A 26,615-nucleotide genomic window follows, 5' to 3' on the forward strand; every position below is an offset into this window, starting at 1 on the left:
GTAGCGTGAATACCCGCTACAGCAGGGTCATTCACCATGAACCGCGAAGAGCCGGCTTTGATGATGTCGGCGAGGCGCTGGTCCTCATCATGGTGGGTCCCTTTGAGGCGACCGATCTCTTCAGGCGTCCAGGTGACGTTGTCGATTCGCTTCAGCACCTTTGGGACCTCAAGTTGAATAGCTTTCTCGGCGTAGAACCCGAGATGGCTAACATTTCGGAAGTAGCGTTCCGGCTGACAAATGTAGACGCCGTGCTCCAGGTAAAAGTGCCAAGCATCCTTGGCCGGTACCACGACCGCGACGGATTCGGCGGCGGGTGGGCGCTCGTCAAGGAGATCGGGCACGCGGGAGGCTCCACGCACCCATGCCTGGAGATTGGGGTCGATCCAGCTGAGGATGTCCATGGCCTGCTCGAAGCGCTCCTCCAGGGGCTGGTCGAAGATCGCTTGGTGGTGCGCGATGCGGTTTCGCAGAATGCGCAACGCCAGCACAGAGGTGTGGACGGACGCACGCACGAAGCCCTTCGGTCGATGGGGAAAAGCATGGACGAGATGCTTGCGGAATAAATTTTCGTATTTCTTGCCGAAGATCGCCTCCCACAGTCCGAATGTCATCGAGGCGAGCACCTTGTCCCGCGACGCGGTGTCCGCCTTCTTCCCGAGGTGCTTGCAGGCCATCTCATGGAATTTGAGGGCATCCTTGTCGAGGAAGGAAGGGCTGGCGAACCACCAGCCAAGAGCCACGTCGACGCGGGCGCTCTCAGCCACCTCCAGCGGCGCGAGGATCTTGTCGACGGAGTTGCGCAGCGCTACTTCGACATGGGCGATCAGTTCGAAGAACCCGGCGGAGATCGCGACATTCCACTCGTAGAGTCGGAGGGCTGATTCATAGTCGTGGTTCGCCGCTACGAGGTACTCCTCGAAGCGCGCCTCGGACACCCACTGCGGAACCCCGGACATCACTCCCCCTGCTGTAAGCACACGGGGGTGATACGATACGTGCATCGCGCTCCAGAGCGGCCTCTGGTCCTTGAGACTAAGCCACTGGGGCGCTTTTTTGTGCGCTCTGACTTCGAAGTCGAGCCCGTTCCTCGGCGCGCGACCGGCCGCCCGGTCTCGGTATGCACGAAGGGCGGATAGATGAGCCGTTGCGAAGCCTCAGGCCTCGTCGAGGCGAGCCCCGATCGGCTCGAGCAGTGCTGCGAGCGCCTCGAGCTGCTCTTCGGAGAGGTCGCCGAGGATCCGGTCGCGGGCGAGCTCGATGTGAGGGGGAGTGGCGCGCAGCCAGGTCAGCCGGCCCTCCCGGGTCAGGTGAACGTTGATCGCGCGGCCGTCGTCGGTGCAAGCGACCTTCTCGACCAGCCCCCGCTTCTGCAGCCGGGTGACGGCCTTCGAGGCCCTCGGCATGGGGGCCAGCGCGGCGTCGGCGAGCTGGCCCATGCGCAGGGTCGTCTCGGGTGCGGCGATCAGGGCCTGGAGGATCGCGTACTCGAAGTTGATGATCCCGGCGTCCGCGGTGAGCTGCTCGTCCAGTCGGGACGGGAGCTTCTGTCCGATGGTGACGAGGGCGCGCCAAGCGCTGCACCAAGGAGAAATGCCATGAGCACCACCCTCGCCGTCATCGGATCCGGCAACGTCGGATCGGCCGTCGCCGCACTTGCCGCCAAGGGCGGGGCGCAGGTCCAGGTCCTGGGCCGCGACCAGGAGAAGGCCACCGCGCTCGCTGCACAGGTCTCCGGCACCGCCGGCGCTGTCGGCGACGCGATCACGGGCGACATCGTCGTCCTCGCCGTCCCCGTCACCGCCTTCGACGAGCTCGTCGCCACCTACGGCGCGCAGCTGGACGGCAAGATCGTCGTGGACGTCACCAACCCCGTCGACTTCACGACCTTCGACTCCCTCACCGCCCCCGCGGACTCCTCGGCCGCCGCTGAGCTGCAGGCGAAGCTCCCCGGCGCTCGCGTCCTCAAGGCCTTCAACACCGTCTTCGCCGGCGTACTGGCCGCCGGTCAGGTGGGCGGCGACGTCCCCGCGACCGTCCTGGTCGCCGGTGACGACGACGCTGCGAAGACCGCGCTGATCGACCTGGTCACCGCCGGTGGCGTCAAGGGCGTCGATGCCGGCTCGCTCAAGCGTGCCCGCGAGATGGAGGCCGTCGGCTTCCTGCAGATGACCCTCGCCGCCCGCGAGATCACCGGCTGGACCGGCGGGTTCGCGCTGCGCAAGTGAGCGTCCGCTGACACGGAGCCGCCCGGGACCCTGGAGTCCCGGGCGGCTCTTCGTGGGTGCTGGGGCGGCTCAGGCCGTCAGCTGCATCGTGGTGATGCAGGTGGCGGAGTCCGGGTGGGTGCTCAGCGGTGCCGTCGCGACCGCGCCGTCGAGCGAGACGGTGAGCGTCAGCTCCTGATCCCGCGGCAACCAGAGGCCGAGGAAGCCGTTGGGGGCGGTGGTGCGCTTCTCGTCGAGCAGGACCGCACCGTCGTCCGCTGTGAGAAGGACCTCGACCGCGACGCTCAGCAGTTCGCCGGTGCAGTGCGAGAGCTCGTGGTGGAAGCAGTCATGCGTCGTCCGTACGAACGGTGCGACGGCGGTGTAGGACTGCCCGGCCGGCAGCGAGAGCGCGGCCTCACGGCCCGAGTCGTCGCTGAGCGCGAGGCGGTCCGGGAGGACCGTGGCCTGCATGCTGTGCGAGCGCTCGTCGAGGGGCAGGGCCTCGAGGTTGTCGATGATCTTGCGGGCGTCGCGCCCGGCGAGGCCGTCCGCACGCAGCAGGCCCTCCAGGGGGTTGCCGGCAGCGGAGTAGTCGGCATCGGGGGAGCCGCCGCAGCCTGCGAGGCCCAGGGAGGCCAGCGCGGTGGTCAGCGCGAAGCCGCCGAGCAGAGCTCTGCGAGAAACGGCTGGGGCGGTGCGCACAGGGCGTTCCTCTCAGGACGACGACAAGTCACTGGGTACGGTACCCCGCCGGCGGGCCTCCCGGGCTGACGGGCCTCCCTGTGGACTGCGCTTGCCTGTTCCCACCCAGCCCCGATCCTGCCCAGCCCCGATCCTGCTCAGCCGCGGGGCAGGCGGTGGCGGCCCGTGGCGATGTACAGCAGCGACATCCCGGCGAGGAACCCGCAGCCCACCAGCAGAGCCGTGTGGTACGCGGGCTCCCACACCATGATCCCGACCGTGAACAGGATGAAGGCGATCGCGAAGAGCTGGCCGTAGGGCCAGAAGGGCACCGGGAACTCGAGCGCTTCGCGCTCGGCGCGGCTCATGCTGCGGCGGGAGGCGACCTGGGCGAGCAGGATCATCAGCCACACGAAGATCGTCGCAAAGGTCGCGAGCGACGCCACGATCGTGAACACCGCCTCGGGCAGTGCGGCGTTGAGGATCACTCCGATCACCAGCACGCCGAGCATCGCGACCGTGGTGACCACGGGGACGCCCCTGACGGTGCGGGAGAGCGCCCGGGGGGCGAGCTTCTGCCGTGCCATCCCGGCGACCACCCGGCCGGCGCCGAACAGGTCCGCGTTGATCGCCGAGAGCGCGGCGGTGATCACCACCAGGTTCAGCAGCGCCGCCGCCCAGTTCACGCCGAGGGTGTCGAAGATCTGCACGAAGGGCGACTCCTCGCCGGTGATCGTGCGCCACGGGTTGATCAGCAGGATCACGCCGATCGCGAGGACGTAGAACAGCAGGATCCGCACCGGGACCGTGTTCACGGCCTTCGGGATCGCGGTGCCGGGATCCTCCGCCTCGGTGCCGGCTACACCGATGATCTCGGTGCCGCCGAAGGCGAACAGCACCAGGATGAAGGCGCTGATCATGCCGCCGGCGCCGTGCGGGAAGAAGCCGCCGTCGGCCGTGAGGTTCGCGAGCGGGTTCCCGCCGCCCGCCGAACCCAGGCCGAACACCAGGATCGCCGCGCCGCCCACGATCATCCCGATCACGGCGGTGACCTTGATGAGCGTGAACACGAACTCGAGCTCCCCGAACCAGCGCACGCTGGCCAGGTTCGCGGCACCCACGATCAGCAGGGTGAGCGCCACCCAGATCCACTGCGCGGTGTCCGGGAACCAGAAGCGCATGTAGATCGCGATCGCGGTGAGGTCCGCGAGGCACACGATGAGCATCTCGAAGGCGAACATCCAGCCGGTGATGTACCCGGCCCAGGGCCCCAGGAAGCGGCGGGTGTACTCGGCGAAGGAGCCGGAGATCGGCATCCGCACCGCCATCTCGCCGAGCGCACGCAGCATGAAGTACACGACCGCGCCGCCGAGCAGATAGACCAGCAGCACCGAGGGGCCGGCCGCCTGGATCGCGCCCGCCGAGCCGTAGAACAGGCCCGTCCCGATCGCGGAGCCGAGCGCGATGAAGTGGAGGTGGCGGGCCTTCAGGCCCGGTCGGCGCCGGGTCGCGGCGGAGGAGGGGGCGTCCTGCGTGGTCGTGCTCATCGTGGGGAATGCTCCGAGGCTGGGGAGGGACTTCTTGTGCAGTTGACACCGTATGGCCGCGGCGGTGCAGGAGGGTACGTGTGTCCGGCCACTCCGACGGCGGTCCCTTCGTCCCGGCAACGTGCAGAAAGCGCTCCTACGCTGGGAGGACATCAGCGCCCCGGCTCGGAGTGCTGAGAGGATGTGGAAGGAACCACTCATGGCACGCACCATCGTCGTCACCGGAGCCGCCTCGGGCATCGGGAAGGCCGCCGCAGCGCAGCTCGAGGCCGCGGGCGACACCGTGATCCGCGTCGACCTGCGCGAGGGCGACGTCACCGGCGACCTCTCGGACCCGGCCCAGATCGACCGCGTCGCCGCCGAGATCGCCGAGCGCACCGGCGGCGTGCTCGACGGGCTCGTCGCCAACGCCGGCGTCTCCGCACCCTCCGAGCTGTCGGTGAAGATCAACTACCTCGGCACCGTGGCCCTCATCGAGGCGCTGCGCCCGCAGCTCGCAAGGGCCGACGCCCCGCGGATCAGCGTCACCAGCTCCGCCGCGACCCTGCAGGGCAACGACCCCGAGCTCGTGGACCTGCTGCTCGCCGGGGACGCCGAGGCCGCGCTCGCCCGCGGCGCCGCGCTCGCCGCCCAGGGCCCGCAGATCGGCTACGCGAACTACTCCAGCTCCAAGCGCGCGATCTCCCGCTGGATCCGCCGCATGGCCCCCACCGCCGAGTACGCGGGCGCCGGGATCGGCCTGAACGGCGTGGGCCCGGGCCAGGTGCGCACCGGCATGACCACCGAGCTCTTCGCGAGCGAGGAGGGTCGGAAGATGGCCGACGACGCGATGCCCGCGCCGTACAACGGCATCGCCGAGGCCGAGCACATCGCCGCCGTCCACGCCTTCCTGGTCTCGGCCGCGAACGCGCGGATGACGGGCCAGGTGCTCTTCGTCGACGGCGGCTTCGACGCGCTGCGACGCGGGGACGACATCTGGCAGAGCGTCTGAGGAACGGCAGAGCTGATGATCGAGGGCCCGGGGCAGTGCCCCGGGCCCTCCTGCGTCCGGGTGGACGACGACCTCGGCCAGGTATATCATTCATGGATGCATCATCGAGTGATGCCGATGGGGAGCGAGGTGGACGATGGCACGCAGGTCCGGTTTCGATACCGGCGAGCTCGCCGACGCCGCAGTGCACGTGCTGCTGGCGCTGGTGCGCCCGCGGCACGGCTACGCGGTCTCGCAGTTCCTCGAAGCGGAGAGCGCCGGGACGGTCGTGGTGGGTCCGGCCTCCCTCTACACGACGCTCAAGAAGCTCAGCGCCGCGGGCTTCATCGAGGAGCTGGACGCGGAGGATGCCCGTCGCACGTACCAGCTCACCGCCGTCGGCCGCGACGTGCTCGAGCGCAACATCGAACGCCGCCGGCAGCTGCTGGCCATGGCGGACAGGATCATGGAGGACTCATGAGCACGACCAGCAGGATGAGCGCAGGCCTGGCCTTCGAGCCCGAGAAGGATCTCGCGATGTTCGCCGAGGAGGCGGCGCAGGGGAGACATCTCGCAGGCGTCGCCCGGCTCGGTCACGGGTGGAAGTTCCGCGAGGGAGAGCCCGAGGACGCGATCTTCGACCTCGCCCACGAGCGCGACCCCGATTCCGACTTCCTCTTCTACTTCAGCGAGGCCGGCTGGGAGCATGTGCTGTCCCTGGGGGACGCGCACGTCTTCAAGGCAGCGCCCGGCACACCGCCCGTCCATTCGGGTGCGGCGAGCCGGGCCGAGGAGCTGCTGCGGGAGCGGAACCGCTACGCCGTCCTGTCGGCCATCGCCCTCGCGATCTTCGTGCTCGTGGGGCTCGGCCTCCGGGCCGTCGACTGGAGCTCCTGGCTGACCGCAGGGATCGCGCTCCTCGCCGTCCTGCCCGTCATCTACACAGTGCTGCCCCTGATCGGCTTCTGGCACCGAGGTGCACGGCTCTTCGAGAAGGCCTGATCGGCCGGCGAAGCGCACGACGGCGCGGCCTGCTCAGGGGGTGACGCGTCGTCCCGGCGCGCGCCGGGCCCAGGTCACGGCCGCGGCGACCGCGATGATGACAGCGGCGATGCCCACGATGTAGCCCGCGACGCCCAGGTAGCCGCCGGGCACCAGGTGCGGGTCGAGGAACGGATAGGGATACCACCAGGGGTCGCCCGTGACCGGGGAGGACACGAGGTTCGCGCGCAGCAGCGTGTAGAGCGCCCAGGCGATCGGGAACGCCGCGGCGATGCCGACGGTCCGCCACGGCAGAGCGCGACGGCGAGGGGCGACCAGTGCGTCCACGAGCAGGAAGACGGGGCCCACCACGTGGAGCACCTCGTTCGTCCAGGCGCCGGCGAGGCCGGTGATCTCCGAGGACCGCAGCAGCAGGTTGTAGACCACCCCGGTGACGATCATGTAGGTGCTCACGCAGACGAACAGGGTCGCCAGCCAGGCCGGCTCGGCCTCCCGGCCGCCCCGGGTCCGCAGCGCCCAGACCGCCCCGAGGGCCAGCGTGACGACGGCGCCGAGGTTCGAGAGGATCGTGAAGTAGCTGAAGTAGTTCGTGATCACCGTGGGGAGCTGGTCCGGCCACAGCTCCTGGGCATTGCCGACCGTGACGATCAGCTGGCGGACGATCGCGGCGAGGCAGAGCAGGGCCACGGCCAGCCGCGCGACGGGCCACAGCCCGGTCATCGCGGCCCGCCGGTGTGCGGCGGACGCCGCTAGAGGGGTTCCATGGGGTCATCCAACCACCGATGTCGAGGGGCGCGCGCGGGCCCCGCCGGAGGGCGGCCGCTCAGCCGGCGAAGCGCACGAAGGTGCGCCCGGGCAGGGTCGTGCCGAACTGCGAGAAGCCGAGCGACTCGTAGAAGGCCCTCTGCCCGGGCTCCTCGTCCGTGATCAGCACGTGCTGGCGGACGTCGCCGTACGGGGCGAAGGCCTCCTGCACGAGCCGCCTCCCGAGGCCCTCGCGCCGGGTGTCGGGATGGACGAGCACGTCCTGGAGGTAGCAGATCGTCGCGCCGTCGCCGACCACGCGGGCGAGGCCCACGAGCCGTCCCGCCCGGCGCGCGACGACCACGCGCAGCGAGCCGGCGAGACCGTTCCTCAGGGTCTCGGGATGGTCGGTGTAGGCGCTCCAGCCCACCGCCTCGTAGAGTGCGACCGTCTCGGCCAGTGCGGGCAGGTCGGAGGCCGCGCAGGCGGTGATCGTGAAGGTCATGGCGCCACCGTAGCTCGAGGTCAGGAGCGGTCCGCACGGCGGGGGTCCGGCTGAACCTCCCCGGCCTCCCCATCGGCCGCAGCGGTCGCCCAGAAGAGGTCGTAGCGGAAGACGGGCTCGTCCTCGGGGGCTGGGTCCTGCGGGGCCTCGGCGCGCGCGGCGCCGGCGGCCTCCGCCTCGGCGAGCAGTGCGGTCAGCCGCGTGCTCAGCTCCTTCGCCTCGGCGCGCGTCATCCGCACTCGGCGATGGCCGAAGCTCGCCGGCCACGGCCGGGGGTCGCCCTCGGCGGGCGGCGGGGTGGCCAGAGCCCTGGAGACGTCGGCGCTGAAGTTCTGCATCATGAGCCCGCCGAGGGCGGGGTCCGGCTGGCCGGTCATGCTCAGGCCGTCGGTGGTCGCCCGCCACGGTCGCTCGCGGCCGTCGGCCGATGGAGTCTGCTCCACCAGGCCCAGCGCCGCCAGGCGCCGCAGGTGATAGCTCATCGCCGACGGGGAGAGGTCCACCAGCTCCGCGGCGGCGGTGCTGGTCAGCGTCCTGCCCGCCCACAGCTCCTGGAGCATCCGCCACCGCGCCGGATGGCTGACCGCGCGCATGCGGTCGTGGTCGTCGAGGTGCAGCGGGGGATCGAGGGCCATGGCGACATCGTAGGCCGGGGGCGCTCTTGCCCCGACGAGTCCTGAAGCATTACCTTCACTTCTATGAAGCACCTGTTTCACGATTTTCGTGGTCGATGAGCGCCGTGCCACCGCCGCTGCGGCGCAACACCCGGTTCCAGCTCCTCTGGGCGGGGTCGGCCTGTGCGACGCTCGGCACCGAGATCAACCGCGTCGCCCTGCCGCTCACGCTGCTCGCCCTCACCGGGAGCGCCGCCCGCGCCGGGCTGGTCGCCGCGGTGCTCACGGCGGCGATGCTGCTCGCGCAGATGCCCGCCGGGATCTGGGTGGACCGGCACGACCGGCGGCAGATCCTGCTGATCGCCCAAGCCGTCCAGGTGCTCAACGCCGCGATCCTGCTCGCAGGCCTGGCCGCGGGCGCGGAGGGGATGGCGGGCTTCGTGCTGTTCGCCGTCGTCGACGGGGTCTGCCAGGCCTTCCTCGGGCCCGCCCGGGAGGTCTCGATCCGTGCCGTCGTCCCGACCGCCCAGCTGCGCGGCGCCTTCGCCCAGGAGGAGGCGCGCTCCCACGCCGGGCGCGTGCTCGGTCCGGCGATCGGCGGCCTGCTGACGGGGATCGGGCTGCTCGCCCCGTACCTCATGATGGCGGCGATCGTCGCCGTGGCCTGGGTGTTCGCCGTGCTCGCGAAGGTGCCGCGACGGCCGGAGCCCGCCGCCGGTGCCTCGCCGGAGGGCGCTGCGGACGGGCCGTCGCGACGGGGCATGCTCGCGGAGTCCGGGGAAGCTCTGCGGTGGCTGCTCGGCCGACGGGGCCTGCGGGAGCTGTCGCTCGTGATCATGGCGATGAACTTCTTCGGCGGCGGCGTCATCCTCGCGCTCATCGTGCACATCGGCTCCCTCGGCGGCACCGCGACGCTCGCCGGCCTCGTGCTCACCGGCATCGGCCTCGGCGGACTGCTCGGGGCATCCGCCGCCGGATGGGTGGCCGGGCGGGTGCGCCCGGGCCGTCTCGCGATCGGTGTCCCTGCGGTGCTCGGCGTGTGCCTGATGCTCGCCGCGCTGCCGCTCGCCCCGTGGTGGCCCTTCTTTCCGATCCTCGCGTTCAGCCTGGTCACGCCGGCGCTGAACGTCGCCTTCAGCGCCGTGACCGCTCAGCTCGTCCCGGCGGAGATGCTGGGCCGGATCGGTTCGCTGCTGACCGTCGCGGGCATGGCACTCTCACCGCTCGGACCGCTGGTCAGCGGCCTGCTCGCAGAGACCCTCGGCGGCGGCTGGGCGCTCGCCGCTGCGGGCGCGGGCTTCGTGCTCACCGCACTGGTGGGAGCCCTCAGCCCGACATTGCGGAGATTCGAGGCGGCGGAGTGACCGGGGCGGCGCATGCTGCGGCCAGGCGCCTCGACCGGCGGTGTCTCCCGGGCGGCCTAGGATCTCGCCGTGCCGGACGCGACTGCGGCCGGCCGGAGAGGTGACGTCATGGCAGGGACCGCGATGAGCATGTGCACCGAGCGTCTGCAGCTCGACGCCCCGTGCGACGAGGACCTGGAGGACCTCCACCGCCTCTACTCCGACGCGCGCACCTGGACCCATCTGCCGAGCGGGCGCTTCGCCGAGCTCTCCACCACCGCTGCGGCGCTCGATCGCTGGCTCGCCGACTGGCGCGAGCACGGTCTCGGGGCCTGGGTGGTGAGGGAGGGCGGCGCCGTCGTCGGGCACGGTGGCTGCGCGGTCCGTCAGGGCGCTTTCTGGAACCTCGGATACCGCTTCGCCCCCGAGGTGCAGGGGCGCGGCCTCGCCACCGAGCTCGCGGGAGCGGCCGTCGAGGTGGCGCGCGCGACGCGCCCCGAGCTGCCGGTGGTGGCCTACCTCCTCGAGCACAATCGCGGCTCCGCCGCCGTGGCCGAGAAGGTCGGGCTCACGCTGCGCCACTGCGGTCCCGATGCGGGCAATCCAGACCCGTCGGCTGTGCGCCTGGTGCTCGCGGACCGTGAGCTCGACGCCCGGGAGCTGGCCGCGACGATGCAGTGATCCTGCGTGCTCGCCGATCGCTCGACGAGGCTCTCGTGGACACCGTCCTCGCGGGACGGCGGCCCGGTCCTGGCTCAGTGCCCGGCGCCGAGCTTGCCGGAGAGGCGCTCGAGCCGCTGCTGGCTCGCCCCGTCCAGGCCGATGATGCGCACCTCCTTGCCGTGCACGGCGTACTTCGACTGCACGGCGTCCAGGGTCGCGACGGTGGAGGCGTCCCAGATGTCAGCCGCCGTGAGGTCGACGATGACGGTCGAGGGATCGCCGGCGTAGTCGAACTGGTGGACCAGGTCGTTGCTCGAGGCCCAGAACAGCTGGCCCGTGACGGCGTAGCGACGGATGTCGATGGTGCCGTCGGCGTCCACGTCGGTCTCCCACACCTTCTCGATCCTCACTAGGTGCGCGACCCTCCGGGCGAACAGGACCATCGCCGTGAGCACACCCAGGATCACGCCGACGGCGAGGTTGTGGGTGAGGACGGTGGCGGCGACGGTGACGAGCATGACCGCGGTCTCCGACCACGGCATCAGGCGCAGCGTGGAGGGGCGGATGCTGTGCCAGTCGAAGGTGCCGACGGAGACCATGATCATCACCGCGACCAGCGCCGCCATCGGGATCAGTCCCACGATGTCACCGAGGGCGACGACCAGGATCAGCAGGAACACGCCGGCCAGGAAGGTGGACAGCCGGGTGCGGGACCCGGACTGCTTCACGTTGATCATGGTCTGGCCGATCATGGCGCAGCCGCCCATGCCGCCGAAGAACCCGGCGACCAGGTTCGCGACGCCCTGGCCCCAGGTCTCGCGGGTCTTGTCCGAGGGGGTGTCGGTGATGTCGTCGACCAGCTTCGCGGTCATCAGCGATTCCATGATCCCCACCAGCGCCATCGCGAGCGCGTAGGGCGCGATGATCTGCAGCGTCTCGAGGGTGAGCGGGACGTCCGGGAAGAACAGCTCCGGCAGCGACTCGGGCAGTTCGCCCTGGTCGGAGACGTTCGGCAACGTCCAGCCGGCGGTCACCGCAGCGAGGGTGAGGAGTGCGATCGCGATCAGCGGCGCCGGCACCACAGAGGTCAGCCGGGGCAGGAGCACCATGATCGCGATGCCGGCCGCGACGAGCGGGTAGACGATCAGCGGGATGTCCTCGCCGATCAGGTGCGGCAGCTGGGCGGTGACGATGAGGATCGCGAGGGCGTTGACGAAGCCGGTCATCACGCTGCGAGGGATGAACCTCATCAGCTTCGCCACCCCGAGCAGGGCGAGCACGATCTGCAGCAGCCCGGCGAGGAGCACGGTGGCGATGAAGTAGTCGAAGCCGTGCTCACGGGCCACCGGGGCGATGACCAGGGCGATCGCGCCGGTCGCGGCGGAGATCATCGCGGGTCGGCCGCCCACGACAGCGATCGTCACCGCCATGGTGAAGGAGGCGAACAGGCCCACCTGCGGTGGGACGCCGGCGATGATCGAGAAGGAGATCGCCTCGGGGATCAGGGCGAGCGCGACCACCAGGCCGCCGAGGATCTCGGTCCTGAGCCGACGAGGGTCGCGCAGGGCGCTGCGCACCGTGGCGGGAGGCTGCTGGGAGTGCTGGGGCTCGCTGTCGACGGCTGCTGCGGCAGAGGGGGTCATCAGTGTCCTCGGGGGAGTGGGGGAGCCCCGGAGGCATGGAACGGTTCCGTGAGGGGCTCGCGATCAAACCTCACGTTACGTGAGAGTTGGTCTCGCCGATAGGGGACGCCCGTCACAGCCGCTCAGGTCTCACCCGCCTGCTGTCGGGTCACGCCCCGGAGGACAGCTCCTGCAGTCGCGCGAGGAACTCGTCGGCCATGGTGACCTTGCGTGCGAGGGACGCACGTCGCTCGAGCGCGGACTCCTCGAACTCGCGGAGCTTCTGCCGAACCTCGGCGGAGGCGCCGGGTCGGATGGCGGCCTCGGTGACCTCGAGCAGTTCCCGCATCTGCTCGAGGGTGAAGTCCAGCGGTTTCATCCGGCGTATCAGCAGGATCCTCTCGACGTCCGCCTCGGAGTAGAGGCGGAACCCTCCCGCGGTGCGTTCCGACGGGGTGATCAGGCCGATCTCGTCGTAGTGGCGCAGAGTGCGCAGGCTGAGATCCGTCCGCTCGGCGACCGCGCCGATATGAAGCAGCCGAGGGTCGTCGTCCTTCTCGCTCATGGAGTCAGTGTGCACCATCTCGCGTCTCAGCCGGCCGGCTGCATCTCGCTCTCGACGACCCACTTGTGGTGGGTCATGGTCATCCCGTCGATCTCGAGGTCGACCATGTAGACGGTCTCCTGCATGGAGCTGTCGATGGTCGCCTCGGCGCCACGGACCACGATGATGCGGGATGGCCGACCCTTCGGAGGGGCCCGCGCTCGCGCCGCCCGCGTCGAGAAGGGCTCGCTACAGGCTGCTGCGCAGCGTCGGGATCCGGGGGAGGTGGGTCCCGGTGATCTGCGGCTCCCAGTCCGGCACGTTCCGCCGGGCCACCTCGATGATCTCCGGCGGGGTGATCACGCCGTACTGCGAGTTCGAGGCGTTGGCGGGCCGGGTGAGCTCGCTGACGTGCTGGGAGGACTCCGTCCCGTCCTTCTGGCGGATCACCGGCCCCCACACGTGCACGGCGTCGACGCGCCAGGCGCCCTCCTGAAATCCCCAACGGATCTCGGCCTTCGCGATCCTGGCGGTGCGAGCCTTCACCTGCATGGGGAAGTCCTCCAGCTGCAGGGCGGTGTAGGCGTGCACGAGGACCTGGGTCGTGGTCCCGACGTGCGAGATGCCTGCGGGAGCATGGTGCGGCTCCGACCGTGCGGGGGAGGGTCCGTCGTGGCCCGGGAGTGCTGTGTCCTCACCCCTGTGATCCGATCGCTCGCGAGAGGCGTAGCCCGATTCGTTCATCTGCGGCAGCCAGTCGGGGGTGTGCGCCAGCGCGGCCTCGACGATCACCTGCGGGGTGGTGAGTCCGTAGCTGTCCTCGGTGCCGTCAGCAGGTTCGGAGCTCGTGCTCAGGGCCCTGCGGGACTCCGCTCCGTTCTTCTTCAGGTGCACGCCGTCGAGCTGCACGAAGCTGATGCGCCACTGTCCGTCCTCGAACTCCCAGTAGACGGTCGCCTCTCTGAGGCGAGCGGGGCGACCGTCCACCTCCGTGGTGACGTCCTCCAGTCGCAACGTGGTGAAGGCTTTGATGTGGACTTCGGTCGTCGTCTCGCCCGCCGTGATCGTCATGTGCTCCCCCTCGGAGTCTCCGGTGCGGGCTTCATCCTGCCTCATGGGGTGGCGGAGATGCAGTCCGTCGGGGCCCCGGACCGCTTCGCCGCGAAGAACGTGAGAGCGGCCTCGAGGTCGCTCTCCGTGAACGCCGGCCACGGGCAGGAGGCGACGTGGAGCTCTGCCGCTCTGCTCTGCCACGGGAAGAATCCCGAGGTGCGGCTGTCGCCGCCGGTGCGGATGATCAGGTCGATGTCCTTCACCGGGCCGCCGGCCAGCTGCGCGGTCACGGCAGCGACGGTCAGCTGCTCGACGTCGGCCTCGGGCAGGGCGGAGACGGCGCGCCGCAGCGCCGCGGCCATGTCGGCGCGGGCGTCGTAGCCGATCGCCAGAGTGAGGTGGCCCGGGCGACCGCGGGTCTCCTCCACCGCCTTCCGCAGCGCGCGCTGCGTCGGCCCCGGCAGGAGGCTGAGATCGCCGCTGACGTGGAGCTGCCAGCGCTCTGCGGCGCGCACCCTCTCCGGGATGGTGGTCTCGAGCAGCGCGAAGAGGACGCCGAGCTCACGGGCGTCGCGACGGCGGATGTTGTCGGCGGACAGCACGTAGACGCTGGCGTGCTCGATGCCGCGCGCGGCCAGCCAGCCCAGCAGGCGGGACAGATGCTCGGCGCCGGCCCGGTGCCCGGCGCTCGGGTCGAGGAGGTGCTGAGCGCGTGCCCAGCGGCGGTTGCCATCCATGATGACGCCCACGTGCCGGGGCATCGCCACGGAGCTCGGCGTGAGTCGCGCAGAGACGTCGGGGGCTGTCATGAGTCGATCCTGGAGTCCCGGAGCCCTCCCGGGAAGCGCACGGGCAGGAACGGCGCAGAACCTTCACCGCGCCCGCCCGAGGTGCCGGGACCCCTCAGAGCGCGTAGGAGTACTGCTCGAGGAAGCGCGGAGCGGCTCCGAGCGTGCGGGAGGCGTGGTTCGCCCACGAGGGGTCCCGCAGCATCTCGCGGCCCACCAGCACGGCATCGGCCCGGCCGGAGGAGAGCAGCTCCTCCGCCTGCTCGGCCCGCGCCACGCGGCCGACCGCCGCGACCGGTACCGAGGTGTCCCGGCGCAGTCGCGCCGCATAACGGGTCTGGTAGTCCTCGTCGCGGGGGATCGGGACCACGTCGTTGCCGCCCGAGGAGGCGTCGATCAGATCCACCCCGTGCTCCCCGGCCCAGGCGGCCAGCTGGGCGGACTGCTCGTAGGTCCAGCTCTCGCGCGGGTCCTCGGGGTTCTCCTCGACCCAGTCTGTGGTGGAGATCCGCATCAGCACCGGGAGCTCCTGCGGCCATGCGGCACGGACCGCGTCGACCACCTCGAGCACCAGCCGGGCCCGGCCGGCGAGGTCGCCCCCGTACTCGTCGGTGCGGTGGTTGGTCAGCGGTGAGAGGAAGGAGTGCAGCAGGTAGCCGTGCGCGGCGTGGATCTCCGCGACCTGGAAGCCGGCCTCGAGCGCGCGGCGTGCGGCGTCGCCGAAGGAGCGGACGACCGCGGCGATGTCCTCGCGGCTCATCTCGTGGGGCACCGGGCCGCCCGGGAAGGCGACGGGGCTCGCGCCGTAGGGCATCCAGCCGAGCTCGTCGGTGCCGAGCCAGGCCCCGCCCTCCCAGGGTCGGCCGGTCGAGGCCTTGCGGCCGGCGTGCGCGAGCTGGATGCCTGCGACCGCGCCCTGTGCGCGGATCGCGGCGGCGATGCGTGCGAAGTCCGGGATCTGCGCGTCCTCCCACAGGCCGAGGTCGAAGGGGCTGATGCGTCCCTCGGGGGCCACGCCCGTCGCCTCGAGGATCACCATGCCCGCGCCGCCGGCCGCGCGGGCCGAGTAGTGGGCGAGGTGGAAATCGGTGGGCCGGCCGGCCGATCCGGGCTCGGCCGCCGCGCTGTAGGTGCACATGGGAGACATCCATGCGCGGTTCGGGATCTCGAGGCCGCGGAGCTGGAGCGGGGTGAACAGGGTCGTCACGGGAGGAGCCTCCGGAGGGGTCGACGCTAAGTACGAAGGATGCCGTACTACGAGGACGATAGTACTCTCGGGGGACCCCGCGAGAAGAGACCAGGAGGAGACGGTGCGCACACTGCCCCACCCCGATGCGCAGGAGATCGCCCTGGACCAGGTGCTCTCCGCGCTCGCGGACCCGATCCGCCGCACGATCGTCCGCCAGCTCGCCGGTGGCCACGACGACCAGGCGTGCATCGCCTTCGACCTCCCCGTCTCCAAGTCGACCTCCACCCATCACTTCAGGGTGCTGCGCGAGGCCGGGGTCATCTCCCAGCGCTACCGCGGCACCGCGATCCTGAACTGCCTGCGCGACGAGGACCTCGAGTCCCGGTTCCCCGGCCTGCTGGGTGCGGTGCTCGCGGCGGAGCCTGCGCGACCGGCGGCGCCGTCGGGCGACTCCTGACGCCGAGCCGACCCAGCCGGCCCGGCCTCGCCGAGAGTCGGGCGCGGGGCGCGGATCCGGGCGAGCGCCCCGAGCAGCAGCGCGAGCGCCGCGACGCCGCTGAGCGGTGAGGCGCCCGCGACGAGCAGCAGCCCCAGCCCGGCGAGGCCCAGCGCGATCGCCTGCCCGGTGCGGCGGAGCTCGCCCGTCGGCCGCACCGCACGTACCCGCTCGAGCGGGCCGAAGAGCCGGGCCGCCGTCGCCGTGAGCACGATCGAGGCGAGCAGCCACTGCGGCCGGTCCAGCCACCACTGGAGGCTCGAGGGCTCCGGCAGGGTGAGCGCGCCCCAGTGCGCGAGGAGCAGCGTCCCGCCCGCGAGGAGCAGCAGCGCCGAGAGGTTCCACAGGTAGAAGGTCATCGTGCGGGCGGTGACGAAGCCGGTCACGGCCGCGATGTGCGGACGCTCCGCGAGCTCGCGGAGCCGGGGCCGCAGCAGGGAGAGCGCAAGGGTCTGCGCCGCGCCGAGCACCAGCAGGGCGGTGGTGGGCGGGTTCAGGTGCGCGATGAGGTCGGGGGACCAGAGCCCGCTCGCGAAGGCGGCGAGCAGAGCGGTCACGGCCGCTCCCGCGCCCAGCAGCCGGGCGCGGCGGGAGAGGGCCTCGATGCGCCCGTCGGCCAGCAGGAAGCCCGCCTGCTGGAGCGCGAGCCAGACGAAGGCGAGGTTCGCGTACCCGACCGCGTCGATCCCCGTCTCCGCGCGCAGCACGTCCACGATCACCGCGCCGCCGGCCAGGGCGAGCAGCGAGGGCCAGGGCGCCCGCTCATGCGCCCGCAGCAGCGCCGGCAGCAGCGCCTGGGCGCCGAGAAACACCGCGAGGAACCACAGCGGCTCGCGCCAGCGCAGCCCCGCCTCGCCGAGCAGCTCGTCGGGGACGCCGAGGGCGGGCAGTGCGGCGAGGGCCAGAGCGACCGCGGCGATCGGGGCGAGGGCCGGCAGCAGCAGGCGATGCACGCGGGCCGTGACGAAGTCCGTCGCGGAGCCTCCGCGCTCCCGCAGCCGGCGGTGCGCGATGGCGCCGGCGAAGCCGCTGACCACGAAGAACAGCGGCATCACCTGCAGCAGCCAGGTCAGCGGCGGATACCAGGCCGCACCGCGGGTCGCGTACTCGAGCACCGGCCCGGCCGCGCCGGCGGTGACCGCGACCTGGAGCCCGTGGACGAGCATCACGGCCAGCACGCACAGCGCGCGGACCAGGTCGATGCCGCGATCGCGGTGCGAGGGGGCAGGGGTGCGGGCGGGGACGTGCGCGCGGCGCGGGGGCGCGAGATCGATGACGGCCATGGGGCTCCTCCTCGGGTGATGCCGAGGACGCTATGGACGAGGTGCCCCCTGCCGCGTCGCGCGCAGGTGCCGGCAGGGGTGGTCCCTCCGAGCGATCAGCTCAGCGGCGAGACCGGCGCCGCCCCAGCCGTCGGATGACGACCCGTCGGGAGGTGTTCCACGATTCGATGCTGGCTAGAGTCTCCGCCATGGATCTCTCTGCATTCGCCGCCCTGACCCCTGGACCCGCCTCCAACCCGCAGGGTGGCACGCTCACCCTCAGCGTCCACGAGCTCGGTGTCCTCCGAGTGCACTCCGGTCGCCTCGAGGTCGCTGATCCGTTCACCCGTCTGGGAGAGGGCCGGGTGATCGAGGTGTCCCCGGGCGCGTATCCGGTCAGTGTCACGGTGGCCGATGTCTCCGATGCCCAGGACGGCAGCCACCTGCGCGAGGCCTATCTCAGCGTGGTGCTGGCCGACGGTGCGGAGAGGAGCCGCGAGCTGGTCGACGACGCCGAGGTGTTCGTCGATTCCGGTGCCGTCTCCTTCGCCGACCGGGACTCCGTGGAGCGCCTCCTGCCGAAGGATGCCGAGGACCTCGAGGAGCTCTTCGACTCCGGCCGACCGGACAGCTGGTTCACTCTCATGGACGATCCCGAGCATCTGCTGGACGGCACGGCGAACATCATCCTTCCGGGCGCCCAGCACGGGGAGAACGTCATCCTGAGCCATTCCGGATGGGGCGATGGCGTCTACCCCGTCATCCGAGGGCTCGACGAGCGGGGAGGAACGGTCGCCCTCCACATCGATCTCGGCGTGGTGGGCCCCGTGAGGGAACGTCCCGACAGCTCCGAGACGCCGCAGCCTGCAGGTCCGCTGACGGCTCATCTGCTGCTGGACCATCACCCGGCTCACCTCGGCGAGGTGCTGGAGGCCGTCCTGCCCCATCGCGCCCGCGAGCTCACCCGGACGGGGAGCACTGCGGCCGTCTTCGAGACCGCGCACGATGTCATGATGCACATGGGAGTCGCGGGCCGGATCGAGGACCCGGCCCTGCTCCGCGACGCTGCCTGCTCCGACGACAGCGCTGACCTGGTCGAGCGGATCGCTGCACATCGAGGAGCCCTCTCCATCGGCCCGCATTCCGGGGATGATCCGCTGAGCGCGGTCCTCAGCTTCGTCGTCATGCTCGCCGAGGTGCCCCTCCCCATCGCCGTCTGGATCCCGGCGCAGCGCCTCGTGCTCACTCCCGAGCAGTTCATCAGGGATCTCGAGGCGAATGTTCCCCTGGCCTTCCGCGTCCGGCCCGTGGAGGAGGCGGAGACTCCGACGGTCATCACGCGGGGCTTCGCCGCTCTGGGAGGCCGCGAGGTCATCTACTCGGACCCCGGCATGTCGATCACCCGGATGGCCAAGCGTCTCGGGGCGATCGTCGGAGATCTGCGGACGAAGCGGATCGGCGATGTGCCGCAGGCGGGTGCCGAGGCGCGGTTCCTGATCACTGGGTACCAGCTCCAGCCCGCACAGATCCAGGTCGATGGCGCGGACGTGCTCGAGATGGTGGCCCAGAACGGGAGGACGCGAGGGCTCTCCGGCCGGAAGAAGTGACGGCGCCGCTCACCGGGCAGTCCCTCCGAGCGATCAGCTCAGCGGCGAGACCAGGCCGTTGTCATAGGCGAGGATCACCAGCTGCACCCGGTCGCGCACGCCGAGCTTGGTGAGCAGGCGCCCCACATGGGTCTTCACCGTGTGGTCGGAGATGAACAGCCCCTCACCGACCTCCTTGTTGGAGCGGCCCTCGGCGATGAGCATCAGGACCTCCCGCTCGCGGTCGGTGAGCTGGGCCAGGAGCGCCGCATCGCGCGGGGCGCGCGGCCGACGGGCGGCGAACTGCTCGATCATCCTCCGCGTGATCCCGGGCGAGAGCAGCGCGTCACCGGCGGCGACCACCCGCACCGCGTGGACCAGCTCCTCGGGTGTCGCGTCCTTGAGCAGGAAGCCGCTCGCCCCGGCCTGCAGGGCGTCGTGGACGTAGTCGTCGATGTCGAAGGTGGTGAGCATGAGGATCCGCGGCGGCGGGGAGGCGGGGAAGTCGGGTGCCCCGATGCGCCGCGTCGCCTCGATCCCGTCCATCTCCGGCATGCGCACGTCCATGAGCACCACGTCCGGGCGCAGCCGTGCCGCCTGCGCGACGGCCTCCCTGCCCGTGGTGGCCTGGCCGACCACGCGCACATCGGACTGGGCGTCGAGCAGGGCCGCGAAGCCCGCCCGCACCATGGCGGCGTCGTCGGCGAGCAGGACGGAGATCGTCATGCGGGCTCCTGGGGGTGATCGGTGAGCGGAAGGACTGCGGTGACGGTCCAGCCCCCGTCCGGGTCGGGCCCGTGCCGGAGGGTTCCTGCCAGCTGCGAGACGCGCTCCTGCATGCCGCGCAACCCGTTGCCGGAACCTCGAGGGGCGGAGGTCGCCGCGGCGGGGACCCTCTCATTGTGCACGCGGAGCATCACGGCGCCGGGTTCGAAGACCACCTGCAGGTCGATCGGTGCGCCGGGCGCGTGCCGCACCGCGTTGCTCAGCGCCTCCTGCGTCACGCGGTAGGCGGCCAGGTCCACGGAGGCGGGCACCGGCTCCGGCACCTCGTCCAGGTGCAGCTCCAGCTCCGCGCCCGCGCGGCGGAAGCCCTCCACCAGCTCGGGGATCTCGGCCACGCCCTGCAGCGGCGCGAGCGGCGGGGTGTGGTCCTCCGTGCGCAGCACCCCCAGCAGGCGGCGCATCTCCTCGAGGGAGCCGCGGGCGCTGCGGGCGATGTCGTCGAACTCCGCGGCGGCCTCGGGGGAGAGGTCCGGGATCCGGTAGCGGGCGGTGGAGGCCTGCACCTGGGTCAGGGCGGTGCTGTGCGCGACCACGTCGTGCAGCTCGCGGGCGATGCGGGTGCGCTCCTCGACCAGCAGCCGACGCGAGTGCTCCGCGGCGGAGACCTCTCGCTCGCGGTGCAGCTCCTCGCCCACGCGCAGCCTGCTGCCCAGAAGCACCGCCACCAGGGACGCCGCCGCGCTGAGCGAGGCTGCGACGATGAGATCCGTACCGGCCGCCTCCGCCCGCCCCAGCAGCGGTGCGCTCAGCAGCGGGCCAAGGTGCCCGATCGCGAGCGGTGCCGCTCCTGCCTTCCAGCCGTGCAGCGTGGTGATGACCAGCACGAACAATGTGAAGGCGATCATCGCGGGCACCGACCACGGCCACGGCCAGGACGAGGGTCCGTCGCCGAGAGACACCAGCGGCAGGATCCAGGCTGGGAGGCAGGCGAGGACGCTCGCGGTGCGAGGGCGGGGGACGGCCAGCAGGGGCGCGGCGACCAGTGCGGCGCCGAGTGGCAGGGCGAGCACGACGGGGGTGCCGTATCCGTTGGCGTGGATCGGCACCAGCACGCAGAACAGCGCCAGTGCGGCGACCCCCAGCACGATCATCACCGCGGTCCGTCGCCGGAGGAGTTCCGCGGGGGAGGGGGCGGCGGGAGCGATGCCGTCGGCGCCCGCAGAGGGAGCGGTCACGGCGGTCACGGAGCGTTTCACGGCTCGATGCTAGGACGGCGATACGCCGTGCGCATCGCTCGGAAGTACCGTTCCGCGGGGTGCGACCCCGACCTTCGGACGGTCCCTGGCCTCAGCTCTGCATCGAGCGCGGCGTCAGGGCGTCGCGAGGTCGAGCAGGGAGGCCTCGAGCCGCTCGCGGTCGCTGTCGTCGAGGATCGCGCCCCACAGCGGGGCGCTGATGCTCCCGTCGGACGCCGCGATCACCAGGCGCACCACGGCGGGATCGAGCCCGTCGGCATGGAGCTCCTCGCGCCACTGCGTCGCGTCCTGCTGGGCGAGCTCGGCGAGTCCCGGCTCGAACATGAGGTGGGAGGCCAGGGCGATGGAATCGCGCAGCCGGTGGACGTCGCCCGCGTCGGCGAAGCTCACACGGACGTAGGCGCGGGTGAGCCGGCCGGGGGAGGGGGGCTCCGTGGCCGCGCTCGCGTGGACCTGATCCCGGAACTGGGCCATGAGGTCGCTTGCCAGGGTGTGCAGGAGCGCCTCCTTGCTGGGGAAGTGGTAGAGCAGGCCCCCCTTGGAGATGCCCGCCTCGGCGGCGATCTCGGAGACCGGCACCGCCGTGCCCTTCCGGCCCACCAGGCGGATGGCGGTGTCGAGGATCAGTCGCCTGGTGTCCTCCGCGCTGCGCCCTGCTGTGCGTGCCATGGCTCCAGTCTCCCTGATCCTCGCCGCGCCCGCCTCAGCGGGCGGCGGAGGCGGTGGCCCGGGTGTCGGGGATGAGGGCGAAGGCGACGACCGCCGAGACCACCATGACCCCCGCGGCGATCAGCGTGGTCACCTGCATCGCGGAGACGAAGGCGTGCTCGGCGGCCGCGAGGGCGGCGGCGTGGTCGGCGAGGACGGCCGACGCCGAGGACAGCGAGTCCTGCGCCCTCGTCGCCGTCGCGCCGGTGACATCCGGGGGGAGCGTGAGGCCGGAGCGGTAGAGCACGGTCATGACGGATCCCAGCACGGCGATGCCGAGGGCCACGCCCAGCTCGTAGGCCGTCTCCGACACCGATGCGGCGGCCCCGGCCTTCGCCGGACGCACCGCGGAGACGACGGCGTCCACGCTGAGCGTCTCGGCGATCCCGATGCCGAGCCCCAGGGGGACGAGTGCGAGCAGCACCCAGCCCAGCTGTTCGCTGCTCTCGAGCACTGCGAGCAGGCCGAGCCCCGCCGCCCCCGTCAGCAGCGCGAGGGCGATCGCTCGGCCGCGGCCCAGTCGTGCGAGCAGGAATCCCACGAGCAGCACTGCCGCCATGGACGCGAGAGCGACGGGCAGCTGCGCGATGCCGGCCTGGAGCGGGCTGAGGTGGCGGGCCAGCTGCAGGTACTGGGAGAAGAAGAACAGCACGCCGCTGAGCGCGAAGACGGAGGTGAAGTTGACCAGCACCGCGCCGCTGAAGGCGGCGTTGCGGAACAGATCCACCTCGATCATGGGCGAGTCGACATGGCGCTGGCGGCGCACGAAGAGCACGCCCCCGAGGATCCCTGCGGCGATCGCGAGGAGGGTGCCGACGCCGGCGCTCCCGCCGGCGATCTGCTTGACGGTGAGGACGAACGGGATGATCGCCATCATCGACAGGGCGCTGGAGACGAGGTCGAAGCGTCCCGGCGAGGGGTTGCGGGACTCCGGCAGCAGCCACCCGCCGGCGATCAGCACCGCCGCGATGACGGGGAGGTTGATGAGGAACACCGAGCCCCACCAGAAGCTCTCCAGCAGCGCCCCGCCCACCACGGGGCCGAGGGCGATCCCGCTGGCCGCTGCGGCGGACCACAGCGCGATCGCCCGGGTCCGCTCGGCGGGGTCGGTGAAGATGCTGCGGATCAGCGACAGCGTCGAGGGCATGATCGTGGCCCCGGCGATCCCCAGCAGCAGCCGCGCGGCGATGAGCACCTCGGCCGACGGAGCGAACGCTGCGAGGACGGAGGCCGCCCCGAAGGCGGTCGCGCCGAGCAGCAGCAGCCGCTTGCGCCCGATGCGGTCCGCGAGGTTGCCCATCGTGACCAGCAGCCCTGCCAGGGCGAGGGAGTAGATGTCCCCGATCCACAGCACCTGGGTGGCCGTGGGGGAGAGATCCGCCGTGAGGGCGGGCACGGCGAGATAGAGCACCGTCGCGTCGATGGCGAGCAGCAGCACAGCCCCCACCAGGACGGCCAGGGCGGCCCAGCGGCGCCGGGGGCTCATCGTGTCGGTCATCGGTACTCCTCAGAACTGAACCGTCGCGTCGGTACAGTTTCAAGGTCGTCGTGAACGACGGTCAAGGCGGTGCGGCCCGCGCCACACTCCGTCCCGCACAGCCGAGCGTCCGAGGTACCCACCCGACGTCGAGCTCAGCTCCGCCCATCGGACGCGGACCCGGCGGCGTCGTCCGCCGAAAGTCGGTTCACCGGCCCCTGCGCTCCTTGCGATCCTGGCACCACCCGCAACGAGAGGAAGCAGACCATGACCGAGAGTTCGAGAAGGTTCATGACCATGGCGGCCATCGCCGGAGCGCTCATCGCGGGCGTGCTCGCCCTCGTGATGCTCCTCGGCGATCAGCCGCTCGTGGGTGCAGGTCTCGCGGTGATCGCGATCGCCTCGCTCGGCACGCTGCCCCTCGCACGCCGCGGCAATCGCGCCGGCAGCTGAGCGACGCCCGCCTCGGCGGAGAAGGTGCCCGCGCGGGGTGTCGAGCACGCCGGGAGCCCTCATGGCAACAGCCGGGCCCTCCTTGTCCTGGTCAGGCCCGACGGCGCATAGTGGAGCCATGAGCGAGCCGAATGCGACGACGCAGCCCACGATCCACCCGATCCCCGACGGGCTGGCCGAACGTGCCGCCCTCCTCGGCGGCCCGGGCGGTGCGCTCACCGACGAGCAGATCACCGGCTTCGTCGCCGAGCAGCTCGCCGGGCAGGACCTCGAGGGCAGGAGCGTCTGCCTGATCATCCCGGACGGCACCCGCTCCGTCCCGCTGCCCAAGGTGCTGCCCGCGATCCACGACGCGCTCTCCGGCCGCGCCAGCTCCGTCACCGTGCTGATCGCGCTGGGCACCCACGCCGCGATGAGCGAGGCGGCGATCGACACCCTGCTCGGCGCCACCGAGCGCGGCGCGAAGGCCACCTACCCCGAGTGGACCGTCGTCAACCATGCCTGGGACGACCCCACCCAGATCGCCGACCTCGGCGAGATCTCCGCCGAGCAGATCGCCGAGCTCACCGGTGGCCTGCTCACCGACATCCCGATGCGGGTGCAGATCAACAAGCTGGTCGTCGAGAGCGACGTCAACCTGATCGCCGGACCCGTCTTCCCGCACGAGGTGGTCGGCTTCTCCGGCGGCAACAAGTACTTCTTCCCCGGCTGCTCGGTGCATGACGTCATCGACATCTCCCACTGGGTGGGCGCGCTGATCACCGCCAGCCGCATCATCGGCACCCTCGGCATCACCCCGGTGCGCCAGCTGATCGACGCCGCGAGCGAGCTCATCGACGCCGAGAAGCTCGCGTTCACCATGGATGTCGTCTCCGGCGGGCAGGACCTCAACGCCATCGCCTTCGGCGATCCGCAGGCCGCCTGGGCCGCGATGGCGAAGATCTCCGCGCAGACCCACATCACCTACGTCGACAAGCCGTACAAGCGGATCGTCGCGCTGGTCCCGGAGATGTACGACGACATGTGGACCGGCGCGAAGGGCTTCTACAAGTCCGAGCCCGTCTGCGCCGACGGTGGCGACGTGATCATCTACGCCCCGCACATCACCGAGGTCGCCGCGATGCACCCCGGCATCCGCGAGATCGGCTATCACAACATCGAGTACTTCACGAAGCAGTGGGACCGGTTCAAGGACCACCCCTGGGGCGAGCTCGCCCACTCCACCCACGTCACGGGCCTGGGCACCTACGACCCCGAGACGGGGGAGGAGAAGCAGCGGGTGAACCGCTACTTCGCGACCTCCATCTCGAAGGAGGAGTGCGAGGTCTACAACGTGCTCCACATGGATCCCGCCTCCCTCGACATCGAGGCGCTGCGCAACGACCCCGACACCCTCGTCATCGACCACGCCGGCGAGGTGCTCTTCCGCCTCGCCTCCGAGCGCGACGGCGCGGCAGGGCAGGACAAGTGACCACCACCCACCAGCGCACCGCCCCGTCGGCCCCCCGCTCGCTGTTCTCCCCCGGGCACCCCGGCTTCGAGGTCACCGCCATGACCCCGGATGCCCTGACCGGTGAGGCGCTCGCGCTCGCCGATGCGGTCTCCGCCGAGCTCGCCGGCGTGCAGCGCCTCGGCGTGGCCTACTCCGGCGGCGTGGACTCCGCGACCCTGCTCGCCCTCGCCATCCGGGCGCTCGGCGCCGAGAACGTCGTCGCGCTGCTCGGCGTCTCCCCGTCGCTCGCCCGCCGCGAACGACGCCTCGCCCACCAGGTCGCCGCGGTGATCGGGGCTGAGGTGGTCGAGGTCCACACCCACGAGGGCGAGAACCCCGAGTACCAGAAGAATGACGGCACGCGCTGCTTCCACTGCAAGGACGAGCTGTTCACCCGCATCGGCGACGAGGTCGTGGATGCGCAGCAGCTCGACGCGGTCGCCTACGGCGAGAATGCCGACGACGCCACCCGCCATGACCGCCCCGGCGCCGGCGCCGCCACCCGCCACCGGGTGCTGCGCCCGCTGTCCGTCGTCGGCATGACGAAGCAGCAGGTCAGAGAAGTCGCACGCGGCTTCTCTCTGCCGGTCGCGGACAAGCCCGCCGCGCCTTGCCTCGCCTCCAGGATCCCCTTCGGCGAGGAGGTCACCCCCGAGAAGCTGCGCCAGATCGACGATCTCGAGGACGCCGTCTACGAACAGGGCTTCAGCGACTGCCGGGTGCGCCATCACGGCGCCGTGGGCCGCATCGAGCTGCCCACCGGCGAGCTCGCCCGCGCCATGGAGCCGGGCATCCGCGCGGCCCTCGTCGCCGCCGGCAAGGAGACCGGCTTCCAGCACGTCACGATCGACCTCGACGGCATCCGCTCGGGCCTGTTCTCCCTCCAGATCGTGGGCAAGGGCGGGCGTGGCTGAGGCCGCAGCGGGCCCGCGCGACCCGGCGGCGGCCGACGGGCCAGCAGCGGCCGACGGGAAGATCGACGGCTTCCTCGACCTCGACCTCGACCGTGCCCGGCGCCGCGGGGCGCCCGAGGCGGTGCTGTGCGATGCCAAGAGCGTCCAGCAGGTCGCCGCGATCGCGGCGGAGTACGCGCGGCTGGACGCCGAGGGCCATGACGGGCTCGGGCCGGTGCTGTTCACCCGCGCCGATGCCGCGCGCGCCGAGGCGATCCTCGCCGCGCTGCCCGGGGCCTTCCATGACGCCGAGGCGCGGCTGCTGGCCTGGCCGTCCGCACCCCCGGAGCCGACGGGAGGCCTGGTCATCGTGGCCTGCGCCGGGACCAGCGACCTGCCGGTCGCCCGCGAGGCGGAGCTGACAGCCCGTTACCTCGGCCGCCCTACGCGGCTGATCGCCGACATCGGCATCGCGGGCTTGCATCGCCTGCAGTCGCGCCTGCCGGAGCTGCGCGAAGCGGCCTGCGTGGTCGTCGCCGCCGGCATGGACGGCGCGCTGCCCACGGTGGTCGCCGGGCAGATCAGTGCGCCCGTGGTCGCCCTGCCCACCTCCGTCGGCTACGGCGTCGCCAGCGGCGGGGTCACCGCCGCGCTCACCATGCTCTCGGCCTGCGCCCCCGGCATCGGCGTGGTCAACATCGACAACGGCTACGGCGCCGGACACCTCGCCGCCCAGATCGCCCGCTGGGCCCCGGCCGCGGGGGAATGACGGTGAGGATCCCGTCAGTGCC

General features: G+C 71.4%; 28 protein-coding genes and 2 pseudogenes. 12 read left to right on the forward strand and 18 right to left on the reverse strand.

The genetic code is table 11. From position 1 onward, the window contains the following. Positions 1 to 959, reverse strand: a 959-nt coding sequence (locus ACTH43_RS08300; protein ID WP_441444451.1) for an Abi family protein, incomplete at its 3' end; no start/stop codon positions are given. A gap of 198 nt (positions 960 to 1,157) precedes the next feature. After that, positions 1,158 to 1,703, reverse strand: coding sequence for a MarR family winged helix-turn-helix transcriptional regulator (locus tag ACTH43_RS08305; RefSeq protein ID WP_441444501.1), 546 nt, complete (start codon positions 1,701 to 1,703; stop codon positions 1,158 to 1,160). Here ACTH43_RS08305 and ACTH43_RS08310 point away from each other — a divergent pair. Beyond that, on the forward strand, positions 1,599 to 2,228 hold the full coding sequence (locus tag ACTH43_RS08310; RefSeq protein ID WP_441444452.1) for an NADPH-dependent F420 reductase: 630 nt from the start codon (positions 1,599 to 1,601) through the stop codon (positions 2,226 to 2,228). The genes ACTH43_RS08305 and ACTH43_RS08310 overlap by 105 nt on opposite strands. Before the next feature lie 69 nt (positions 2,229 to 2,297). Here ACTH43_RS08310 and ACTH43_RS08315 read toward each other — a convergent pair whose 3' ends face one another. Together ACTH43_RS08315 and ACTH43_RS08320 are read right to left on the reverse strand one after the other, a co-directional pair. Then, the gene (locus ACTH43_RS08315; RefSeq protein ID WP_441444453.1) at positions 2,298 to 2,912 is read right to left on the reverse strand and encodes a CueP family metal-binding protein; all 615 of its coding nucleotides are present in this window, start codon (positions 2,910 to 2,912) and stop codon (positions 2,298 to 2,300) included. 137 nt (positions 2,913 to 3,049) lie between these two features. Next, a complete protein-coding gene (locus ACTH43_RS08320) occupies positions 3,050 to 4,438 on the reverse strand; it encodes an amino acid permease (RefSeq protein WP_441444454.1) in 1,389 nt (462 codons plus the stop codon). Positions 4,439 to 4,637: 199 nt separating this feature from the next. Here ACTH43_RS08320 and ACTH43_RS08325 point away from each other — a divergent pair, with 199 nt between their 5' ends. The 3 genes from ACTH43_RS08325 (at position 4,638) to ACTH43_RS08335 (ending at position 6,410) form a co-directional block, all read left to right on the forward strand. Further along, positions 4,638 to 5,429: an SDR family oxidoreductase gene (locus tag ACTH43_RS08325; RefSeq protein ID WP_441444455.1), complete on the forward strand. Its 792-nt coding sequence runs from the start codon at positions 4,638 to 4,640 to the stop codon at positions 5,427 to 5,429. A gap of 136 nt (positions 5,430 to 5,565) precedes the next feature. Then, positions 5,566 to 5,889 (forward strand): PadR family transcriptional regulator, encoded by a 324-nt coding sequence (locus tag ACTH43_RS08330; protein WP_441444456.1) that lies wholly within the window; start codon positions 5,566 to 5,568, stop codon positions 5,887 to 5,889. Beyond that, positions 5,886 to 6,410: a DUF2812 domain-containing protein gene (locus ACTH43_RS08335; RefSeq protein WP_441444457.1), complete on the forward strand. Its 525-nt coding sequence runs from the start codon at positions 5,886 to 5,888 to the stop codon at positions 6,408 to 6,410. Before ACTH43_RS08330 ends, ACTH43_RS08335 begins: the two co-directional genes overlap by 4 nt. A gap of 33 nt (positions 6,411 to 6,443) precedes the next feature. On the opposite strand, the gene ACTH43_RS08340 is transcribed toward ACTH43_RS08335, so the two are convergent. From ACTH43_RS08340 to ACTH43_RS08350, 3 genes are all read right to left on the reverse strand, one after another. Beyond that, positions 6,444 to 7,130, reverse strand: a complete 687-nt coding sequence (locus ACTH43_RS08340) for a Pr6Pr family membrane protein (protein WP_441444458.1) — start codon at positions 7,128 to 7,130, stop codon at positions 6,444 to 6,446. Positions 7,131 to 7,233: 103 nt separating this feature from the next. Then, positions 7,234 to 7,659: a GNAT family N-acetyltransferase gene (locus tag ACTH43_RS08345; protein ID WP_441444459.1), complete on the reverse strand. Its 426-nt coding sequence runs from the start codon at positions 7,657 to 7,659 to the stop codon at positions 7,234 to 7,236. A 20-nt stretch (positions 7,660 to 7,679) separates the two neighbouring features. Then, positions 7,680 to 8,294 carry an ArsR/SmtB family transcription factor gene (locus tag ACTH43_RS08350; protein ID WP_441444460.1) on the reverse strand — a complete coding sequence of 205 codons (615 nt, stop codon included), beginning with the start codon at positions 8,292 to 8,294 and terminating at the stop codon, positions 7,680 to 7,682. A gap of 95 nt (positions 8,295 to 8,389) precedes the next feature. Here ACTH43_RS08350 and ACTH43_RS08355 point away from each other — a divergent pair, with 95 nt between their 5' ends. Both ACTH43_RS08355 and ACTH43_RS08360 read left to right on the forward strand, forming a co-directional pair. After that, on the forward strand, positions 8,390 to 9,637 hold the full coding sequence (locus ACTH43_RS08355; protein WP_441444461.1) for an MFS transporter: 1,248 nt from the start codon (positions 8,390 to 8,392) through the stop codon (positions 9,635 to 9,637). A gap of 108 nt (positions 9,638 to 9,745) precedes the next feature. After that, entirely contained in the window at positions 9,746 to 10,297 is a 552-nt protein-coding gene (locus ACTH43_RS08360; RefSeq protein WP_441444462.1) for a GNAT family N-acetyltransferase, read from the forward strand. Positions 10,298 to 10,371: 74 nt separating this feature from the next. Here ACTH43_RS08360 and ACTH43_RS08365 read toward each other — a convergent pair whose 3' ends face one another. The 6 genes and pseudogenes from ACTH43_RS08365 to ACTH43_RS08390 form a co-directional block, all read right to left on the reverse strand. Beyond that, positions 10,372 to 11,922 (reverse strand): SulP family inorganic anion transporter, encoded by a 1,551-nt coding sequence (locus tag ACTH43_RS08365; protein ID WP_441444463.1) that lies wholly within the window; start codon positions 11,920 to 11,922, stop codon positions 10,372 to 10,374. A gap of 148 nt (positions 11,923 to 12,070) precedes the next feature. Then, a complete protein-coding gene (locus ACTH43_RS08370; RefSeq protein WP_441444464.1) occupies positions 12,071 to 12,466 on the reverse strand; it encodes a MerR family transcriptional regulator in 396 nt (131 codons plus the stop codon). A gap of 26 nt (positions 12,467 to 12,492) precedes the next feature. Continuing rightward, positions 12,493 to 12,624: pseudogene (locus ACTH43_RS08375) on the reverse strand (DUF1541 domain-containing protein); the annotation flags it as partial. Positions 12,625 to 12,694: 70 nt separating this feature from the next. Continuing rightward, positions 12,695 to 13,561 (reverse strand): hypothetical protein, encoded by an 867-nt coding sequence (locus ACTH43_RS08380; protein ID WP_441444465.1) that lies wholly within the window; start codon positions 13,559 to 13,561, stop codon positions 12,695 to 12,697. Further along, positions 13,558 to 14,307 (reverse strand): polyprenyl diphosphate synthase, encoded by a 750-nt coding sequence (gene uppS / locus ACTH43_RS08385; protein ID WP_441444466.1) that lies wholly within the window; start codon positions 14,305 to 14,307, stop codon positions 13,558 to 13,560. The genes ACTH43_RS08380 and uppS overlap by 4 nt, the downstream gene beginning before the upstream one ends. 94 nt (positions 14,308 to 14,401) lie before the next feature. Then, the gene (locus ACTH43_RS08390; protein WP_441444467.1) at positions 14,402 to 15,493 is read right to left on the reverse strand and encodes an NADH:flavin oxidoreductase/NADH oxidase; all 1,092 of its coding nucleotides are present in this window, start codon (positions 15,491 to 15,493) and stop codon (positions 14,402 to 14,404) included. A 103-nt stretch (positions 15,494 to 15,596) separates the two neighbouring features. On the opposite strand from ACTH43_RS08390, the gene ACTH43_RS08395 reads away from it, so the two are divergent. Further along, positions 15,597 to 15,932, forward strand: a complete 336-nt coding sequence (locus tag ACTH43_RS08395) for an ArsR/SmtB family transcription factor (RefSeq protein ID WP_345075822.1) — start codon at positions 15,597 to 15,599, stop codon at positions 15,930 to 15,932. A 254-nt stretch (positions 15,933 to 16,186) separates the two neighbouring features. Here ACTH43_RS08395 and ACTH43_RS08400 read toward each other — a convergent pair. Further along, positions 16,187 to 17,254: pseudogene (locus ACTH43_RS08400) on the reverse strand (acyltransferase family protein); the annotation flags it as partial. A gap of 188 nt (positions 17,255 to 17,442) precedes the next feature. Between ACTH43_RS08400 and ACTH43_RS08405 the strand changes: the two are divergent. Next, positions 17,443 to 18,840 carry a DUF4241 domain-containing protein gene (locus ACTH43_RS08405; RefSeq protein WP_345075821.1) on the forward strand — a complete coding sequence of 466 codons (1,398 nt, stop codon included), beginning with the start codon at positions 17,443 to 17,445 and terminating at the stop codon, positions 18,838 to 18,840. Between the two features lie 33 nt (positions 18,841 to 18,873). Here the strand turns inward: ACTH43_RS08405 and ACTH43_RS08410 are convergent, their stop codons facing one another. The 4 genes from ACTH43_RS08410 to ACTH43_RS08425 form a co-directional block, all read right to left on the reverse strand. Beyond that, positions 18,874 to 19,545, reverse strand: coding sequence for a response regulator transcription factor (locus tag ACTH43_RS08410; RefSeq protein WP_345075820.1), 672 nt, complete (start codon positions 19,543 to 19,545; stop codon positions 18,874 to 18,876). After that, entirely contained in the window at positions 19,542 to 20,801 is a 1,260-nt protein-coding gene (locus tag ACTH43_RS08415) for a sensor histidine kinase (protein ID WP_345075819.1), read from the reverse strand. The genes ACTH43_RS08410 and ACTH43_RS08415 overlap by 4 nt, the downstream gene beginning before the upstream one ends. A 114-nt stretch (positions 20,802 to 20,915) precedes the next feature. After that, a complete protein-coding gene (locus ACTH43_RS08420; RefSeq protein WP_345075818.1) occupies positions 20,916 to 21,470 on the reverse strand; it encodes a TetR/AcrR family transcriptional regulator in 555 nt (184 codons plus the stop codon). 34 nt (positions 21,471 to 21,504) lie between these two features. Beyond that, a complete protein-coding gene (locus ACTH43_RS08425) occupies positions 21,505 to 23,007 on the reverse strand; it encodes an MFS transporter (protein ID WP_345075817.1) in 1,503 nt (500 codons plus the stop codon). Positions 23,008 to 23,253: 246 nt separating this feature from the next. Between ACTH43_RS08425 and ACTH43_RS08430 the strand changes: the two genes are divergently transcribed. The 4 genes from ACTH43_RS08430 (at position 23,254) to larB (ending at position 26,593) form a co-directional block, all read left to right on the forward strand. After that, a complete protein-coding gene (locus ACTH43_RS08430; RefSeq protein ID WP_345075816.1) occupies positions 23,254 to 23,439 on the forward strand; it encodes a hypothetical protein in 186 nt (61 codons plus the stop codon). Positions 23,440 to 23,557: 118 nt separating this feature from the next. Then, on the forward strand, positions 23,558 to 24,910 hold the full coding sequence (locus tag ACTH43_RS08435; RefSeq protein WP_441444468.1) for a lactate racemase domain-containing protein: 1,353 nt from the start codon (positions 23,558 to 23,560) through the stop codon (positions 24,908 to 24,910). Beyond that, the gene (gene larE / locus ACTH43_RS08440) at positions 24,907 to 25,845 is read left to right on the forward strand and encodes an ATP-dependent sacrificial sulfur transferase LarE (RefSeq protein WP_441444469.1); all 939 of its coding nucleotides are present in this window, start codon (positions 24,907 to 24,909) and stop codon (positions 25,843 to 25,845) included. Before ACTH43_RS08435 ends, larE begins: the two co-directional genes overlap by 4 nt. Beyond that, the gene (larB, locus tag ACTH43_RS08445) at positions 25,838 to 26,593 is read left to right on the forward strand and encodes a nickel pincer cofactor biosynthesis protein LarB (RefSeq protein ID WP_345075813.1); all 756 of its coding nucleotides are present in this window, start codon (positions 25,838 to 25,840) and stop codon (positions 26,591 to 26,593) included. The genes larE and larB overlap by 8 nt, the downstream gene beginning before the upstream one ends. Positions 26,594 to 26,615 lie beyond the last annotated feature (22 nt).

It is taken from the genome of Brachybacterium sp. (assembly GCF_052095815.1).
In the GTDB taxonomy this organism is placed as follows: domain Bacteria; phylum Actinomycetota; class Actinomycetes; order Actinomycetales; family Dermabacteraceae; genus Brachybacterium.